Source organism: Pseudomonas sp. NFXW11 (assembly GCF_049887815.1).
Classification (GTDB): Bacteria; Pseudomonadota; Gammaproteobacteria; order Pseudomonadales; family Pseudomonadaceae; genus Aquipseudomonas.
Map to the genome: position 1 here is coordinate 1 of NZ_JAGEKI010000018.1, position 14,245 is coordinate 14,245.

Here is a 14,245-nt window from a genome sequence, read left to right on the forward strand (position 1 = left end):
CTGGAAGGGATAAACAATCGAATAAAGGTCATCAAACGGATGGCGTACGGTTACCGGGATAGCGAATTCTTTTTTATGAAGATCAAGAGCGTCTTTCCCGGTAATCCGTGAAGAACCAAAAAAAAGCCCGCGGGAGAGAGCGGGCGAGCGTAGTTGCTTGAATGAGCCAGGGCACTATACCCAGCCGCGCAGGGCCTTTGGGTGAAACAACTTTCATCTTGCCCGGCCATCGTTCTGGCGGCCGGGGCAGGTGCGTGCGCGGCTGCCACCAACCCGCCGCCGGGCGGGGTTTTCATCTGCAGGGCGGCTGTTCAGCGCGCTCTGCTACCATCGCCGGCTTGTGTCCGGCATTACCGGGACAGCCAGTCCATTACAGGGAAAACTTGATGATCGTCACCACCACCGCGCATATCGAAGGCCGGGAAATTGCCAGCTACCTGGATATTGTCAGCGCCGAATCGGTGCAAGGGATCAACGTGGTCCGCGATCTGTTCGCCGGCATGCGGGATTTCTTCGGTGGCCGCTCCCAGACTCTGGAGCGTGCCCTGAGGGAGGCCCGGATCCAAGCCACCGATGAAATCAAGGCGCGTGCCCGCCAATGCAATGCCGATGCGGTGGTCGGCCTGGATTTCGAAATCAGCATGCCCAGCGGGCGTGGCGGCATGGTGGTGGTGTTTGCCACCGGCACCGCGGTCAAGCTGCGCTAGGGCAGGCACCATTGGCTCAAATGCCAGCCCGTCGTTGACCATTGCAACTGGTGAGTCGGCTCCAGCGCCTGGAGAAAATCCTGATCGTGGGACGCCACCAGCATGGCCCCGGGAAACTCCCGCAACGCCTGCTCGAAGGCCTGTACCGATTCCAGGTCCAGGTGGTTGGTGGGTTCGTCGAGCAACAGCAGCCGGGCCGGCCGAGCGCCCCACAATGCCAGCGCCAGCGCGGCTTTCAGGCGTTCGCCACCGCTGAGCGAGGCGCAGGCTTGCTGGACCTTGCGCGCATCCAGTTGCAGGCGTGCCAGGCAGGTGCGCAAGGCACTTTCTGCCAAGGGTGTGGCGGCATTGGCCAGTTGCTCCAGCAGCGAGGCCTCGGGTGCTAACTGCCGTAGATGTTGGTCCAGGTAGGCGCTGCTTACCGCCACTCGGCATTCACCGCCAAGCGGCTGCAGTTGGCCGGCGAGCATTTGCAGCAAGGTGGATTTACCGCAACCGTTGGGGCCGGTCAGGGCAATGCGCTGCGGGCCGCTGATATGCAGGGTGATGCTGGACGATGCCGCCCCGGGCTGCAGCCAGGGCAACTGCGCCTGTTGCAGGTCGAGCACCAACTGCCCGGCCTGCAGGTGGGTTTCCGGTAGAGTCAGCAAGGTCGGCTGCTCCGGGCCGACCCGGGCGTAAGCGCTGCGCACCTGATCATCGAGGGCCTGCTTGTGGTGCTGCTGGGCGTGACGCACCTGGCCCATGATGTCGCGGGCAGCACCGAGCATCTTGGCCCGTTCGAAGCTTGAGACATTGGCGGTCTTGGCCTGTTTGCGTGATACCGCCGCGTGGCGCTGGATGCAGTCGTGTTCCCGTTGCAGGCGCTTGTGCTCCCGGCTGCGCTGGTTGCGCGCATGCTCCAGGGCGGCCTGGGCCGCGGCACCATGGGCCTGGCGCTGGGCCTGGTACAGGGCGTAGTTGCCGCCATGTACCTGAACGCCCTGGGGCCTGAGCTCGACAATGCGCTGCACCTGCATCAGCAATTGCCGGTCGTGGCTGACCAGGATCAAGCCACCACGCCAGCGTCGCAGTTGTTCTCGCAGCCAGCGGCGTCCGGCCTGGTCCAGGTGATTGCTGGGCTCATCGAGCAACAGCAGCTCGGCGCCACTGAGCAGGGCACCGATCAGCACCACTCGGGCCAGTTGGCCGCCACTCAAGGTCGCGGCCGGATCATCCGCTTGCAACGGCTGCAGGCCGGCCTCGTCCAGCGCCTGGCGCAGGCGTTCGGCCAGGTCCCAGCGGTCGTTCACCCGTTGCAGGTCCTGGGGCTCGGCGTTGCCGGCGGCCAGGCGTTGCAGGGCGTCCAGGGCATCGGCGACCCCGGCCATTTGCGCCACGGTCTGCTGCGGCCCGGGGCGCGGGTCCTGGGGTACGTAGGCCAGGCTGGCGTTGCGCTGGATGCTGCCCGAAGAGGGTTGCAACTCGCCGGCGATCAGCCGCAGCAGCAGGGATTTGCCCACCCCATTGCGACCGACCAGGGCGCAGGGCAGGCCATCGAAGGCCAGATTCAGGGTATTAAGCAGGGTGTCGCCATGGGCGAACTGATACGTCAGCTGGTTCAGTGAAACCAGCACAGGCAGCCGGTTGACGTGAGTCATCAGCACCTCCGGAAAATGTGGCTACAGGCCAACGAGCGCTAGCAAGGCTCGTCGCGAAGACATTCTGGAAGGCTTAGTTGTTCACGTCGGCAATCGTCCTGGGACGGGTAGGAAGGCGCGTAGCCTAACCTCGGAATAATTCGGCTGGCAATAGAGATTCTACGCCCGCCATTCCCGGAGCGGCTCCGGGAGGTGCGTCAGGCCAGTACTGCCACCGCCTTGATCTGCGCCCACAGCTGCTGGCCGGGGTGCAGTTGCAGCTGGTCTCGGGAGTAGCGGGTGATCCGCGCCAGCAAGGGCGTGCCGGCGGCGTCCAGGCGCACCAGCACATGGGCGGCGTTGTCGGCCGGGATTTCGTCGCTGACGGTCACCGGCAGGCGATTGAGTATGCTGCTGTGCTCGCTGGCCTGCAGGCTCAGGCTGACGTCCCGGGCCTGCACCTTGAAGCGCAACGCCTTGCCGGGGGCCAGGGGCTGATGGGCCACGCGCACCTGCAGTTGGCTCTCGGGCAATTGCAGGGTCAGCAGTTGATAGGCCGCGTCATAGTGGCTGACCCGACCCTGCACCACCACGCCGGCGTCGTCGCCCAGGGCCAGGGGCAGGTCGAGGCGGGCCAGGGTCTGGCCGATGGGGCCGCTGGCCAGGGCGCGGCCATCGCTGAGCAGGACGATATGGTCCGCCAGGCGCGCCACTTCGTCCTGGGAGTGGCTGACATACAGCACCGGGATATCCAGCTCGTCATGCAGGCGCTCCAGGTACGGCAGGATTTCCCCCTTGCGCTTGGCATCCAGGGCCGCCAGGGGTTCGTCCATCAGCAACAGCCGCGGGCTGGTGAGCAGGGCCCGGGCCATGCCAATACGCTGGCGCTCGCCCCCGGAGAGGTGCTGCGGATGCCGTTGCAGCAGATGGCCGATGCCCAGCAGCTCGGTGGCCTGCTGCATGTCCACCCGGCGTTGGGCCTTGGGGATGCGCTGCAGGCCGAACTCCAGGTTGGCCTGCACCGACAGATGGGGAAACAGGCTGGCTTCCTGGAACACATAGCCCAGGGCGCGCTTGTGGGTGGGCACGAACCGCTTCTGCCGGCTGTCCTGCCAGACCTCGTCATTGATCTGGATGCGCCCGCGGCCAGCCTTTTCCAGGCCGGCGATGCAACGCAGGCAGGTGGTCTTGCCGGAGCCGGAATGACCATAGAGCGCGGTGACGCCACGCCCGGGCAATTGCAGGTCCAGGTCCAGGGTGAAGTCGCGGTAGCCCAGTTGCAGCTTGATCTCGATGCTCATGGTCAGCTCCAGCCAGCGCGGGTCTTGCGGCTGGAGTAGAGCGCTAGCAGCACCAGGAACGAGAACACCAGCATGGCCCCGGCCAGCCAGTGGGCCTGGGCGTATTCCATGGCCTCGACGTGGTCGTAGATCTGTACTGACACCACTCGGGTCTTGTTGGGAATATTGCCGCCGATCATCAGCACCACGCCGAATTCACCCACGGTATGGGCAAAGCCGAGAATTGAGGCGGTGATAAAGCCGGGGCGCGCCAGGGGCAGGATCACCGTGAAGAAACTGTCCCAGGGGTTGGCGCGCAAGGTGGCCGCCACCTCAAGAGGGCGGCTGCCAATCGCTGAGAAGGCGTTTTGCAAGGGTTGCACCACAAAGGGCATGGAATAGATCACCGAGCCCAGCACCAGGCCGCTGAAGCTGAAGGTCAGGGTGCCCAGCCCCAGGGACTGGGTGAGTTGGCCGAAGAAGCCATTGGGCCCCAGGGCCAGCAGCAGGTAGAAACCGATCACCGTGGGTGGCAGCACCAGGGGCAGGGCCACCACGGCGCCGATCGGCCCGCGCAGCCAGGAGCGGGTGCGCGACAGCCACAAAGCGATCGGAGTGCCGATGACCAGCAGGATCAGGGTCGTCAGGGACGCCAGTTTCAGGGTCAGCCAGATGGCGGAAAAATCGGCACTCGACAGGCTCATTTACAGTTGGTAGCCGTAGGACTTGATCACCGCGGCGGCTTTCGGGCCCTTGAGGTAGTCCACCAGCGCCTTGGCGGCCGGGTTGTCCTTGCCCTTGTTGAGGATCACCGCATCTTGCTTGATCGGGTCATGCATCTCGGCTGGTACTATCCAGGCCGAACCGCTGGTGACCTTGCCGTCCTTGTAGATCTGCGACAGGGCGACAAAGCCCAACTCGGCATTGCCGGTGGAGACGAACTGGTAGGCCTGGGTGATGTTCTGGCCTTCGACGATCTTGTCCTTGACCTTGTCGGTCAGGCCCAGCTTGGCCAGCACCTGGGTCGCGGCCAGGCCGTAGGGTGCGGCTTTCGGGTTGGCGATGGACAGGTGCTGGTACTGGTTGTCCTTGAGCACCTGGCCCTTGGCGTCTACATAGCTGTCCTTGGCCGACCACAGGGCCAGGGTGCCGACGGCGTAGGTGAAGCGCGAGCCCTTGACGATGTCGCCTTCGCTTTCAAGCTTCTGCGGGGTGCTGTCGTCGGCCGAGAGGAAGACTTCGAACGGCGCGCCGTTCTTGATCTGGGTGTAGAACTGCCCGGTGGCACCATAAGCCGCGATCAGCTTGTGCCCGGTGTCCTTTTCGAAGTCGGCGGCGATGGCCTGGATCGGCGCGGTGAAGTTGGCCGCAACCGCCACCTGCACTTCAGCGGCCTGGGCCGAGCCGAAGGCGAAGACGGCAAGCAGGGTGGCGAGGCAAGTCGGGGCAAAACCTGAGGCGCGAAGGTTCATCGAACAGCTCCATTGGGGGAAAGGAAGCACGGGGCAGTTGAGTGAATGGAAGGGCCTGCACCCGGGCGAAGGCAAATCGCTATATAGCGGAATATATAGCGATTTGTCGATCAACGGAACTGCGTCACTGCGCCCGCTTGCCTTGGACCATGACCGGGTACGGCCCGCAGCACTCAGCGTCTGCCCAGTTGCGCCAGGGTCTGTTCGGCCAGGCGCTGGGTCAGCTCGTAGGCCGGCAGTTCTACCCCCAGGCGCAGGGCCTGTCCACTCCAGAGGTTGGCAAACTCCGCCTCGTCCTTGGCCCGCAGCGGCATCAGTGCGCCACCGGCGCGGGGGAAGGCCGGGGCCAGTGGGCTGATGGGGCCGATTTCGCGCATCACCCGGTTGACGATGCCCCGGGCCGGGCGGCCGGTGAACAGGTTGGTGATTGCCGTCTGGCTTTCCTTGGCGCTGCGCAGGGCCTGGTGGTGTGCGGCGCTGACCTTGGCCTCCGGGGTGAACAGGTAGGCGGTGCCCAGCTGGGCTGCAGAGGCGCCCAGGGCCAGGGACGCGACAATTCCCCGGGCGTCGCCGATGCCGCCGGCGGCGATCACCGGCACCTGTACGGCATCGACTATCTGCGGCACCAGGGCCATGGTCCCGACCTGGGTGTTGAGGTCGTCGCTGAGAAAGATCGGCCGGTGGCCGCCGGCTTCGTAGCCCATGGCGATGATCGCATCGCAACCACGGGCTTCGAGCCACAGGGCTTCATCCACGGTGCTGGCCGAGGACAGTACCTTGGCCCCGGTGGCCTTGACCCGGGCCAGCAAGGCCGGCTCTGGCAGGCCGAAGTGGAAACTCACCACTTCGGGGCGCAGCTCTTCCACCAGCTGGCAGCTGGTTTCGTCGAAGGGCGCACGATTGCTGACCGGGGTCGGGGCCTCGAAATCGGCGCCCAGTTCGCGGTAGTAGGGTTCCAGCATCTGCTTCCAGCGGGTTTCACGCTCGACGTCGATAGCCGGCATCTGGTGGCAGAAGAAGTTGAGGTTCAGCGGGTTGCGGGTGGCGGCGCGGATGATCCGCACTTCCTCGCGGATCTGCTCGGGGCCGAGCATGGCGCAGGGCAGGGAGCCCAGGGCGCCGGCGCGGCAGGCGCCGATAATCATGGCGGAGCCGGAAACACCCGCCAGGGGGCCTTGAATGATCGGCAGCTGGATGCCCAGCAGGTCCAGCAAGCGGTTATCGGGCCATTGGCTCATGGGGATTCTCCGGGACAGGATGAGTCGATGCAGGGGGTGGTTTTATCAGGAGAAGCTCCTGCAGCGCCAGCCGTCTTTTGCTCAGGGGCCCGCAGCAGGGCCTTTGCCGGGGTGGTTCGGGAGGCTGTCCGCAGCGCGCGTACGCGGCTAGACTGCGGCGGATATTTTCCACTCAGCGTTGCCCGAGGAAGGCCGACCATGGATGTGAAACAACGCGAAGTACTACCTTTCACTGTTGCCGGCCTGCAGGTGCGCACCCGCAATGCCGCTGAACAACAGCCGGACAGCGCGAAGATTGGGCCCATGTGGCAGCGTTTTTATGTCGAGGACCTGTACGAACGCGTCAGCCCGCGTCAGGCCGACTCGTTTGTCTATGGCGTTTACTCCAACTACGAGTCGGACGCCTCGGGGGCTTTCGATGTGACTGCCGGGGTAGCCGTCGATGGTGCCTGCCTCGACTACCCCTGCGTGCAGGTCCAGGGTGGTGACTATCTGGTATTCAGCGCCAAGGGGCCGATGCCCGACTGCGTGATCCAGACCTGGGGCCTGATCTGGGCCTATTTTCAGGACAACCCGCAAGTGCGCCGCGCCTTTGCCACGGACTTCGAGGTCTATACCGGGCCCGACGCTGTCGCCATCTATATCGGCCTGCAGGCTTAGGAGCGCCCCTCGCGCTCCAGCAACTGACGCTTGCGCTCCACGCCCCAGCGGTAGCCGGACAGGCTGCCATCACTGCGTACCACCCGGTGGCAGGGAATGGCCACCGCCAGGCTGTTGGCGGCGCAAGCCTGGGCCACCGCACGGGTGGCCTTGGGTGCGCCGATACGCTGGGCGATCTCGGCGTAGCTGGCGGTGCTGCCGGCGGGAATGCTTTGCAGGGCCTGCCAGACCCGTTCCTGAAAGGCTGTGCCGCGCAGGTCCAGGGGCAGTTCCAGGCCGATTGCCGGGGCTTCGACAAAGCCCACTACTTGAGCCACCAATTGCTCGAAATCTCCATCAGCGCCAATCAGGTTGGCCCGGGGAAACTTGTCCTGCAGTTGTTGCACCAGCGGCTCGGGATCGTCCCCCAGGAGGATCGCGCACACGCCGCGGGCGCTCTGTGCCACCAGGATCGCCCCCAGGGAACACTGGGCCACGGCAAAGCGGATATCGGTATTGGGGCCGCCGGCACGGTAGTCGCTGGGCTTCATGCCCAGCAGCTGGTCGGCGGCTTCGTAGAAGCGGCTGTTGGAATTGAACCCGGCGTCGTACAGCGCAGCGGTCACCGAGTGCCCGTGTTCCAGGTGGCTGCGCACCTTGCGCGAGCGCTGGGCATTGGCGTAGCCCCGTGGCGTCAGGCCGGTGGCGGCCTTGAACACCCGGTGAAAGTGATAGCTGCTCATGCCGGCGTGCTGCGCCAGTTGTTCCAGGCTGGGGGGCGACTCGGCGTTTTCCATCAAGCGGCAGGCGGCGGCCACCAGGGCGGCATGCTGCGCGGCCACCTGGGTCTGATCGCTGCCCTGGCGCTTGCTCGGCCGATAGCCCGCAGCCTCGGCCTGCTGTGCGTTGTCGAAGAATTCGACGTTCTCGGCTTTCGGCAGGCGCGACAAGCTACTGGGGCGGCAGTACACGCCGGTGGTGCGCACCGCGTAGACAAAGCATGAATCGGCACTGGCATCGCGCTTGAGCACGGCCTGCCAGCGGGGGTCCTGTTCGATGCGCTGCTTGCGTGACGATGGGTTCATGCTCGGTACTCAAGGGGGGATGCAGGTGAGCTTAACGGCTGCAAAGGTGCTCGACACTCCGCAGCTTGCGCTGGAACTCCCGGGCTTAGCCGGCGTGGCGAAAGGTCAGGTTGATCCGCTGCCCGCCGAGTTCGGCATGGTTGCCGTCCTTGAGGGGCAGCACGCCGTGATAGCGCAAGCGGTCGACGCCGCCCCAGACCACCACATCGCCGTGCAGCAAGGGTACCCGCTGGCTCGGGTCGCGGCGCTGCAGGCCGCCAAACAGGAAGATCGCCGGCAGGCCCAGGGACAGCGAAACGATGGGCGCGCTGTAGTCGCGTTCGTTCTTGTCCTGGTGCAGGGACATCTTCGCCCCGGGCCGGTAGCAGTTGATCAGGCATGAGTCGGGATCGAAGCCATTGAAACCGGCCGCTTGCGCCGCCGCTTCGGCTAGCTCGCGGAATACTTCGGGCATGGCCGGCCAGGGTTGTTGGCTCTGCGGGTCGATGGCGCTGTAGCGATAGCCGCTGCGATCGGTGGTCCAGCCCAGCTTGCCGCAACTGCTCAAGGCCACGGACATGCTAAAGCCGCCGGGAGTCAGCATATGGCGAAAGGGCGCCGCAGCCAGCACGCTGTCGAGGCTGGGCAGCAGGCGTTCGACCCAGGGCCGGGCAAAGCCGCGCAGCACTCGGGATTGCGGGCCCAGCACCTCGATACGCGGCGGTTGCTGCAGTTCGCTGTCGGCGAACAGCCCGAGGTTGATGGGTGGTTCAGGGTTACAAGGCATCGTGGAAGATCACTCCCAGGCTGTGGCGCTGGCCGCTGTGCACCCGGCTGACGCCGTGGCGCAGGGCCACTCGATAATGGCCGCGGGCACCTTTTACCGGACGATGATGCACGGCAAAGATCAGCCCATCACCCTGCTTCAGACCTATGACCTGCGCACGCGACTGCATGCGCGGGCGCTGCTCGGTAAGCACCAGTTCGCCGCCAGTGAAATCCGTTCCCGGTTGTGACAGCAGGAACACCACCTGCAGGGGAAATACATGTTCGCCGTACAGGTCCTGGTGCAGGCAGTTGTAGTCGTCGGGGCCGTATTGCAGCAACAGAGGGGTCGGGCGCTGCTGTCCGGCGGCATGGCAGCGCTGGAGGAATGCCTCATGGTCTGCCGGGTAGCTGATGTCGATCTGCATGTCGCGATTCCAGCGGTTGGCCTGGGCCACCAGATGGGGGTACAGCCGTTGGCGCAACTCGGCCACCGGCTCGGGCAGGGGGTAGCGGAAATACTGGTACTGGCCGCGACCAAAACCATGGCGGGCCATGATCACCTTCGAGCGGAACAGCTCGGTTGACGGGTACAGCCGGCTCAGGGAATGGCACTGCTCGGGGCTCAGCACGCCTTCGAGGCGGGCGCAGCCGTCCTGGTCCAGGGCCTGCTCGATGCGGGCCCAGTCCAGGTGTTGCAGTCGATGGTGCAGCGAAGCGGGCATGGCGGCGAGGTCCTGGGCAGAAAGGTCCGGCCAGTCTGCGGCCCGGTTGCCGGCAGGGCACTCCGCTGCTTGCGCTGGAACTGCTGGCGGGGTTACAGCGCCTTGCTGACGCTGACGTCGCTGATGACGTCGGCGGATTGGCCGTGCAGGGCTTCGAGGGCGGCGCGAGCCTCTTCCTGGGTGCCGTTGGCCAGTTGGGCGAACTCGAAACGGCGTTCGCCGTTGAGCTTGTACTTGATGACGTATTTGGTGGTCTGGGACACGGGGCTACCTGTTGACACGAAAGAGGGGGTTCAGCGCAGTTTCGAGCTGGAGCGACGGATGATGCGGATCGAGTGGCTCAGGTTCGGCTTGCGGGTCACGCTGATGGCGCGCTGGGTGACGGTGTCGATGGTGATGTTCCAGAAACCGGTGCTGGGCGCGGTGATCTTGGCCGGGAACTTGTCGAAGGCGCCGCCGTGGTAGGTATGGCGGCCGCCGTTCTTGAAGCTGCGGAAGTTGGCGTCGCTCATCAGGCGAATATTGCAGACCTGGGAGCATTCGATGACGACGATATCGTCTTCGTTCAGGTGCTCGCGCTGGTGGATGAATTTCATGGGCGCCTCCAGAAGGGCTATAGCTATAAAGCAAAAACAAGGGCGTGGGCTGTGGCGCAGTTTATCAGGCCCGACGGGTTATTATTCGGCCCCGCTGTCGAGCTTTGACAATTTAAAACAGTTACCTGGACTTTTTTCGGCGATAAAGCCGGGCCTCCGGAGAAAAACCGCATCCTGGTTGTCGGAGGGACTTTATTGGAGATTTCATATGAAACGCTGGGTGTGGGCGCTGGCCCTGGTCATTGGTGGTTGCTCGAGCGTTTCGGATATCAACCAGACGCCGCCGACCCTGAACGTCATTTCCGGCAAGAAGCCCCCGGAATACGTCAAATGCCTGACCGCCAAGCTGGCCGGCAGCCGCGGCGCCTTGCAGGTCGAGCCGCACAAGGACGGCTTCCGGGTGATAGTGCCGCAGAGCCTGTCGCCCGCGCCGGCGGCGGTGTTCTATATCGAGTCGCGCTCGGGTGGCAGCAGCATCAAGCTGCATGAGCAGATGTCCAACAACCCCTTGCGCCCCGAGGATGTGCAGAAGGCCGGGGAGGCCTGCATCTCCGGTTGAACCCCGGTTCATGATCGCTTTCGGCTGATTTCGCGTTGTCGCTCTAGAGCAATTGCCCTACTATTTGTGCGCTTATGCCAACTGGGTCTAAGCATATAACTAGAATAAGGGAGTTCATATGATCCCACTGGATCGAATGCTATTGAGTGGCCTGATGCTGCTGATTGTGCAATCTGCCCACGCCGTGGATGGGCAGAAAGTCTTCACCCAGGGGGGTGCCCAGCCGGGAGCGACCGCCTGTTTTGCCTGTCATGGGGCGGACGCCATGGGCCTGGCGCCCGCCGGGTTTCCGCGCCTTGCCGGGTTGCCGGCACCTTACCTGGCCAAGCAGCTCCATGACTTTCGCAGTGGGGCGCGCAACAGCCCGGTCATGCAGCCCTTGGCCAAGGCCTTGAGCGAAGATGAAATCGACGCCGTGACCCGCACCCTGGCAGCCATGCCCGGGCCCAAGACCCAGGCGGTCAACCGCAGCCAGAACGCCACCGGGGTCGGTGAGCGCCTGGCCCTGCGCGGTGCCTGGGAGCGTCAGGTACCGGAATGCGTGAGTTGCCATGGGCCCGGTGGGGTGGGCGTCGGCACGGCCTTCCCGCCGCTGGCCGGGCAGCCCGCCAGTTACCTGGTGGCCCAGTTGAACGCCTGGCGCGACGGTAGCCGGCATAACGATCCCAACGACCTGATGGGGCATGTTGCCAAGTCCCTCACCGGCGACGAGGTCAGCGCCGTGGCGGATTACTTCGCCAGCTTGAAACCCCAGCAGGAGGCCCAGCCATGAAATCAATGATTGCAGGGGCATTGCTGGCCGTGCTCGCGGTACAGGTGCAGGCCGCCACTATCGCCATGGAAGATCAATCGCAGATCCCGGCGCCCAGCGCCTCCAGACAGGCCGAGTACTTCCAGCCACCGGCCGAGAGCGAGCTGCCGGACAACGCCTACGGCAAGCTGGTGCGCGAGGGGCATGCGCTGTTCGTCGACACCAAGCGCAAGGCACCGCAATACGTGGGCAACGGGCTCAATTGCAGCAACTGCCACCTGGACCAGGGCCGGCTGGCCAACTCGGCGCCGCTGTGGGGGGCTTATCCGATGTACCCGGCCTATCGCAAGAAGAACGACAAGGTGAACACCTTTGCCGAACGCTTGCAGGGCTGCTTCCAGTTCAGCATGAACGGCGGCCAGCCACCGGCGGCGGACAGCCCGGAAATCACTGCACTGTCGGTCTATGCCTACTGGCTGGCGAGCAAGGCGCCGCTGGGTGTCGAGTTGCCGGGGCGCGGTTATCCGGATGTGCCCCAGCCGGCCAAGGGCTACGACCTCAAGCAGGGCGCTGCGGTGTACCAGGCGCAGTGCGCGGTGTGCCATGGCGAGCAGGGCCAGGGCCAGAAGGCGGGCGCCGATTATGTGATGCCGCCACTGTGGGGTAAGGATTCCTACAACTGGGGAGCGGGGATGCACCGGATCAATACCGCGGCGTCCTTTATCAAGCACAACATGCCCCTGGGCAAGGGCGGCAGCCTGAGTGACCAGCAGGCCTGGGACGTGGCGGCTTTCGTCAACAGCCACGAGCGGCCCCAGGACCCGCGCCTGGTGGAGGGCTCGATCGAGAAGACCCGGCTCAAGTACCACGCCAATGATGGGGTGAATCTGTACGGGCAGCAGGTAGAAGGCGTGCTGATCGGCCAGGGCATCCGTTAAACTCTGCATCATCATCACCGATGCCGCCCGGGCTCCCGCCTTGGCGGCATCTTTTTTGGGAGCAGGCATGAAGCGCGAAGTTGTCAGGGAAAAGCATGCAGAGGGCTCGATCTCTGCCACCCATGTGATCCAGAACCCGGCCAATTCAGGCGAATGGATCGTATTTTTCAAGAAGAGCGCCGGGCGCAGCTATTTCCTGGTGGATGACGGCGATGAGGTGGAGTCCTTCGCTCGTCTTGACGACCTGATCGAGACCCTTCGCGGCCTGGGGATCAAGTTCGCGGAAATTCATATGTAGGGGCATTCGCCCACTACTTGCAGACCACCACCACACTGCGGCTCTTGTAGGCGCCAAGATCGGCGCCCAGGGTCTTGTCGTTCTCGCTGAGGGTTGGCGTGCCTTTGCTGCTGACGATCCGATAGCCGGTACCGGCGCAGGAGGCCTCGGCTTTTTCATAGCAACTGGCCCAGGAGCCGGCTTCTCCGGAGCAATCGATGCTCAGGGCCTGCTCGCCGTCGGTCAGGTAGGTATCGGTGGCGCTGGCGCAGCCGTTCAGGGCCAGTACGGCGGCAACTATAAGCAGTCTGTGCATGGGTCTTGTCGTCCTGAAGGGAGAGGCCGCGGGCCGGGTGTTCGCCTGGCAATGCTATAGCCAATGGCCATTTCGGTACAGCGCAGGGCCAGGTTTCAGGTGCCGGGGGTGGCAGTCTGCTTGAATGGGTTTCGGGGGGCTTGTCGGGGGTGCCATCAGTGCCGCCGTTGAGGGGGTGAATCAGCACGTTTTTCCGGCCGTTATACGTTTGCGCAAGCACTCCGGCCAAGGGCTGCAGGCAGCGGTTTATCAGCGCTGTAGAGGATTTGCTGAAGGATCTTACGAGCGCTACGGAACTATCTGGCGCTTTATTTCTCTATGATGGCAGCGGTTAGCCAGCGCGGGGCATTGTAAGGTACGCGCCGCCTGATTAGACTGCGCCGAAACTCGTACACACAGCCTTATTTAAGGACTCACATGATCAAGAAATGCTTGTTCCCAGCAGCCGGTTACGGTACTCGCTTCCTGCCAGCGACTAAAGCCATGCCTAAAGAAATGCTGCCGGTGGTGAACAAGCCACTGATCCAGTACGGCGTTGAAGAAGCGCTGGATGCCGGATTGAATGAAATTTCCATCGTGACCGGTCGCGGCAAGCGCGCCCTCGAAGACCACTTCGACATCAGTTACGAGCTGGAAAACCAGATCAAGGGCACCGACAAGGAGAAATACCTGGTTGGTATCCGCAAGCTGCTGGACGAGTGCTCCTTCTCCTACACCCGTCAGACCGAAATGAAAGGCCTGGGTCACGCGATTCTGACCGGCCGCCCGCTGATCGGCGACGAGCCTTTCGCCGTGGTGCTGGCGGATGACCTGTGCGTCAACCTCGAAGGCGACGGCGTACTGACCCAGATGGTCAAGCTGTACAAGCAGTATCGCTGCACCATCGTGGCGATCCAGGAAGTCGACCCTCAGGAAACCAACAAGTACGGCGTGATCGCCGGCGACCTGATCGGTGACGATCTCTACCGTGTGCGCAACATGGTCGAGAAGCCAAAGCCGGAAGACGCGCCATCGAACCTGGCGATCATCGGTCGTTACATCCTGACCCCGGATATCTTCAGCCTGATCGAGCAGACCGAGCCGGGCAAGGGTGGTGAAATCCAGATCACCGACGCCCTGATGAAGCAGGCGCAAGACGGTTGCGTGATTGCCTACAAGTTCAAGGGCAAGCGTTTCGACTGCGGTGGCGCCGAAGGCTACATCGAGGCGACCAACTTCTGCTTCGAGCACTTCTACAAGACCGGCAAGGCTTACTGATAGCCAGGCTGCGAGTTTGTTCGAGAAAGCCACCTTCGGGTG

Annotated in this window: 19 protein-coding genes; 8 read left to right on the forward strand and 11 right to left on the reverse strand. The window is 63.9% G+C overall.

Features of this window, described 5'->3' with window-relative positions:
- Together J4P02_RS24040 and J4P02_RS24045 are read left to right on the forward strand one after the other, a co-directional pair.
- Nucleotides 1-111: transposase (locus tag J4P02_RS24040; protein WP_036984840.1), on the forward strand; the 111-nt coding region annotated here is incomplete at its 5' end.
- A gap of 275 nt (nucleotides 112-386) precedes the next feature.
- Nucleotides 387-707 carry a YbjQ family protein gene (locus J4P02_RS24045; protein WP_426194953.1) on the forward strand — a complete coding sequence of 107 codons (321 nt, stop codon included), beginning with the start codon at nucleotides 387-389 and terminating at the stop codon, nucleotides 705-707.
- Here the strand turns inward: J4P02_RS24045 and J4P02_RS24050 are convergent.
- From J4P02_RS24050 to J4P02_RS24070, 5 genes are all read right to left on the reverse strand, one after another.
- The gene (locus tag J4P02_RS24050; RefSeq protein ID WP_426194955.1) at nucleotides 704-2,347 is read right to left on the reverse strand and encodes an ABC-F family ATP-binding cassette domain-containing protein; all 1,644 of its coding nucleotides are present in this window, start codon (nucleotides 2,345-2,347) and stop codon (nucleotides 704-706) included. The two genes, J4P02_RS24045 and J4P02_RS24050, sit on opposite strands and share 4 nt — an antisense overlap.
- Before the next feature lie 197 nt (nucleotides 2,348-2,544).
- Entirely contained in the window at nucleotides 2,545-3,627 is a 1,083-nt protein-coding gene (gene modC, locus J4P02_RS24055) for a molybdenum ABC transporter ATP-binding protein (protein WP_426194957.1), read from the reverse strand.
- 2 nt (nucleotides 3,628-3,629) lie between these two features.
- Nucleotides 3,630-4,310, reverse strand: a complete 681-nt coding sequence (modB, locus tag J4P02_RS24060; RefSeq protein ID WP_426194959.1) for a molybdate ABC transporter permease subunit — start codon at nucleotides 4,308-4,310, stop codon at nucleotides 3,630-3,632.
- Entirely contained in the window at nucleotides 4,311-5,078 is a 768-nt protein-coding gene (gene modA / locus J4P02_RS24065) for a molybdate ABC transporter substrate-binding protein (protein ID WP_426194961.1), read from the reverse strand. It lies immediately after the preceding gene.
- Nucleotides 5,079-5,251: 173 nt separating this feature from the next.
- The gene (locus J4P02_RS24070; RefSeq protein WP_426194963.1) at nucleotides 5,252-6,316 is read right to left on the reverse strand and encodes an NAD(P)H-dependent flavin oxidoreductase; all 1,065 of its coding nucleotides are present in this window, start codon (nucleotides 6,314-6,316) and stop codon (nucleotides 5,252-5,254) included.
- Nucleotides 6,317-6,514: 198 nt separating this feature from the next.
- Between J4P02_RS24070 and J4P02_RS24075 the strand changes: the two genes are divergently transcribed.
- Complete coding sequence (locus J4P02_RS24075; protein ID WP_426194965.1) at nucleotides 6,515-6,976, forward strand: GyrI-like domain-containing protein; 462 nt, start codon at nucleotides 6,515-6,517, stop codon at nucleotides 6,974-6,976.
- Here the strand turns inward: J4P02_RS24075 and ada are convergent.
- The 5 genes from ada to J4P02_RS24100 form a co-directional block, all read right to left on the reverse strand.
- Nucleotides 6,973-8,040 (reverse strand): bifunctional DNA-binding transcriptional regulator/O6-methylguanine-DNA methyltransferase Ada, encoded by a 1,068-nt coding sequence (gene ada / locus J4P02_RS24080; RefSeq protein ID WP_426194967.1) that lies wholly within the window; start codon nucleotides 8,038-8,040, stop codon nucleotides 6,973-6,975. The genes J4P02_RS24075 and ada overlap by 4 nt on opposite strands.
- Nucleotides 8,041-8,125: 85 nt before the next feature.
- Nucleotides 8,126-8,806: a DNA oxidative demethylase AlkB gene (alkB, locus tag J4P02_RS24085; protein WP_426194969.1), complete on the reverse strand. Its 681-nt coding sequence runs from the start codon at nucleotides 8,804-8,806 to the stop codon at nucleotides 8,126-8,128.
- Nucleotides 8,796-9,509 carry a 2OG-Fe(II) oxygenase gene (locus tag J4P02_RS24090; protein WP_426194971.1) on the reverse strand — a complete coding sequence of 238 codons (714 nt, stop codon included), beginning with the start codon at nucleotides 9,507-9,509 and terminating at the stop codon, nucleotides 8,796-8,798. Before J4P02_RS24090 ends, alkB begins: the two co-directional genes overlap by 11 nt.
- A 92-nt stretch (nucleotides 9,510-9,601) precedes the next feature.
- A complete protein-coding gene (locus tag J4P02_RS24095) occupies nucleotides 9,602-9,772 on the reverse strand; it encodes a hypothetical protein (RefSeq protein WP_426194973.1) in 171 nt (56 codons plus the stop codon).
- A gap of 30 nt (nucleotides 9,773-9,802) precedes the next feature.
- A complete protein-coding gene (locus J4P02_RS24100) occupies nucleotides 9,803-10,105 on the reverse strand; it encodes a DUF1883 domain-containing protein (protein ID WP_426194975.1) in 303 nt (100 codons plus the stop codon).
- A 208-nt stretch (nucleotides 10,106-10,313) separates the two neighbouring features.
- Here J4P02_RS24100 and J4P02_RS24105 point away from each other — a divergent pair, with 208 nt between their 5' ends.
- The 4 genes from J4P02_RS24105 (at nucleotide 10,314) to J4P02_RS24120 (ending at nucleotide 12,651) form a co-directional block, all read left to right on the forward strand.
- Complete coding sequence (locus J4P02_RS24105; protein ID WP_426194977.1) at nucleotides 10,314-10,664, forward strand: hypothetical protein; 351 nt, start codon at nucleotides 10,314-10,316, stop codon at nucleotides 10,662-10,664.
- Nucleotides 10,665-10,782: 118 nt separating this feature from the next.
- Nucleotides 10,783-11,436, forward strand: coding sequence for a c-type cytochrome (locus tag J4P02_RS24110; RefSeq protein WP_426194979.1), 654 nt, complete (start codon nucleotides 10,783-10,785; stop codon nucleotides 11,434-11,436).
- 65 nt (nucleotides 11,437-11,501) lie between these two features.
- Nucleotides 11,502-12,353, forward strand: a complete 852-nt coding sequence (locus J4P02_RS24115) for a c-type cytochrome (protein ID WP_426195198.1) — start codon at nucleotides 11,502-11,504, stop codon at nucleotides 12,351-12,353.
- 67 nt (nucleotides 12,354-12,420) lie between these two features.
- Nucleotides 12,421-12,651: a hypothetical protein gene (locus J4P02_RS24120; RefSeq protein ID WP_426194981.1), complete on the forward strand. Its 231-nt coding sequence runs from the start codon at nucleotides 12,421-12,423 to the stop codon at nucleotides 12,649-12,651.
- A gap of 13 nt (nucleotides 12,652-12,664) precedes the next feature.
- Here the strand turns inward: J4P02_RS24120 and J4P02_RS24125 are convergent, their stop codons facing one another.
- Complete coding sequence (locus J4P02_RS24125; protein WP_426194983.1) at nucleotides 12,665-12,946, reverse strand: hypothetical protein; 282 nt, start codon at nucleotides 12,944-12,946, stop codon at nucleotides 12,665-12,667.
- A 417-nt stretch (nucleotides 12,947-13,363) separates the two neighbouring features.
- Here J4P02_RS24125 and galU point away from each other — a divergent pair, with 417 nt between their 5' ends.
- Nucleotides 13,364-14,203, forward strand: coding sequence for a UTP--glucose-1-phosphate uridylyltransferase GalU (gene galU / locus J4P02_RS24130; protein WP_009049342.1), 840 nt, complete (start codon nucleotides 13,364-13,366; stop codon nucleotides 14,201-14,203).
- The last annotated feature ends 42 nt before the right edge of the window (nucleotides 14,204-14,245 follow it).

Excerpts from the sequence above, each read along its gene's own strand:
- J4P02_RS24045 (WP_426194953.1), top strand. The coding sequence starts at position 387 with ATGATCGTCACCACCACCGCGCATATCGAAGGCCGGGAAATTGCCAGC.
- J4P02_RS24050 (WP_426194955.1), bottom strand. The coding sequence starts at position 2,347 with ATGACTCACGTCAACCGGCTGCCTGTGCTGGTTTCACTGAACCAGCTG.
- modC (WP_426194957.1), bottom strand. The coding sequence starts at position 3,627 with ATGAGCATCGAGATCAAGCTGCAACTGGGCTACCGCGACTTCACCCTG.
- modB (WP_426194959.1), bottom strand. The coding sequence starts at position 4,310 with ATGAGCCTGTCGAGTGCCGATTTTTCCGCCATCTGGCTGACCCTGAAA.
- modA (WP_426194961.1), bottom strand. The coding sequence starts at position 5,078 with ATGAACCTTCGCGCCTCAGGTTTTGCCCCGACTTGCCTCGCCACCCTG.
- J4P02_RS24070 (WP_426194963.1), bottom strand. The coding sequence starts at position 6,316 with ATGAGCCAATGGCCCGATAACCGCTTGCTGGACCTGCTGGGCATCCAG.
- J4P02_RS24075 (WP_426194965.1), top strand. The coding sequence starts at position 6,515 with ATGGATGTGAAACAACGCGAAGTACTACCTTTCACTGTTGCCGGCCTG.
- ada (WP_426194967.1), bottom strand. The coding sequence starts at position 8,040 with ATGAACCCATCGTCACGCAAGCAGCGCATCGAACAGGACCCCCGCTGG.
- alkB (WP_426194969.1), bottom strand. The coding sequence starts at position 8,806 with ATGCCTTGTAACCCTGAACCACCCATCAACCTCGGGCTGTTCGCCGAC.
- J4P02_RS24090 (WP_426194971.1), bottom strand. The coding sequence starts at position 9,509 with ATGCCCGCTTCGCTGCACCATCGACTGCAACACCTGGACTGGGCCCGC.
- J4P02_RS24100 (WP_426194975.1), bottom strand. The coding sequence starts at position 10,105 with ATGAAATTCATCCACCAGCGCGAGCACCTGAACGAAGACGATATCGTC.
- J4P02_RS24105 (WP_426194977.1), top strand. The coding sequence starts at position 10,314 with ATGAAACGCTGGGTGTGGGCGCTGGCCCTGGTCATTGGTGGTTGCTCG.
- J4P02_RS24110 (WP_426194979.1), top strand. The coding sequence starts at position 10,783 with ATGATCCCACTGGATCGAATGCTATTGAGTGGCCTGATGCTGCTGATT.
- J4P02_RS24115 (WP_426195198.1), top strand. The coding sequence starts at position 11,502 with ATGGAAGATCAATCGCAGATCCCGGCGCCCAGCGCCTCCAGACAGGCC.
- J4P02_RS24120 (WP_426194981.1), top strand. The coding sequence starts at position 12,421 with ATGAAGCGCGAAGTTGTCAGGGAAAAGCATGCAGAGGGCTCGATCTCT.
- J4P02_RS24125 (WP_426194983.1), bottom strand. The coding sequence starts at position 12,946 with ATGCACAGACTGCTTATAGTTGCCGCCGTACTGGCCCTGAACGGCTGC.
- galU (WP_009049342.1), top strand. The coding sequence starts at position 13,364 with ATGATCAAGAAATGCTTGTTCCCAGCAGCCGGTTACGGTACTCGCTTC.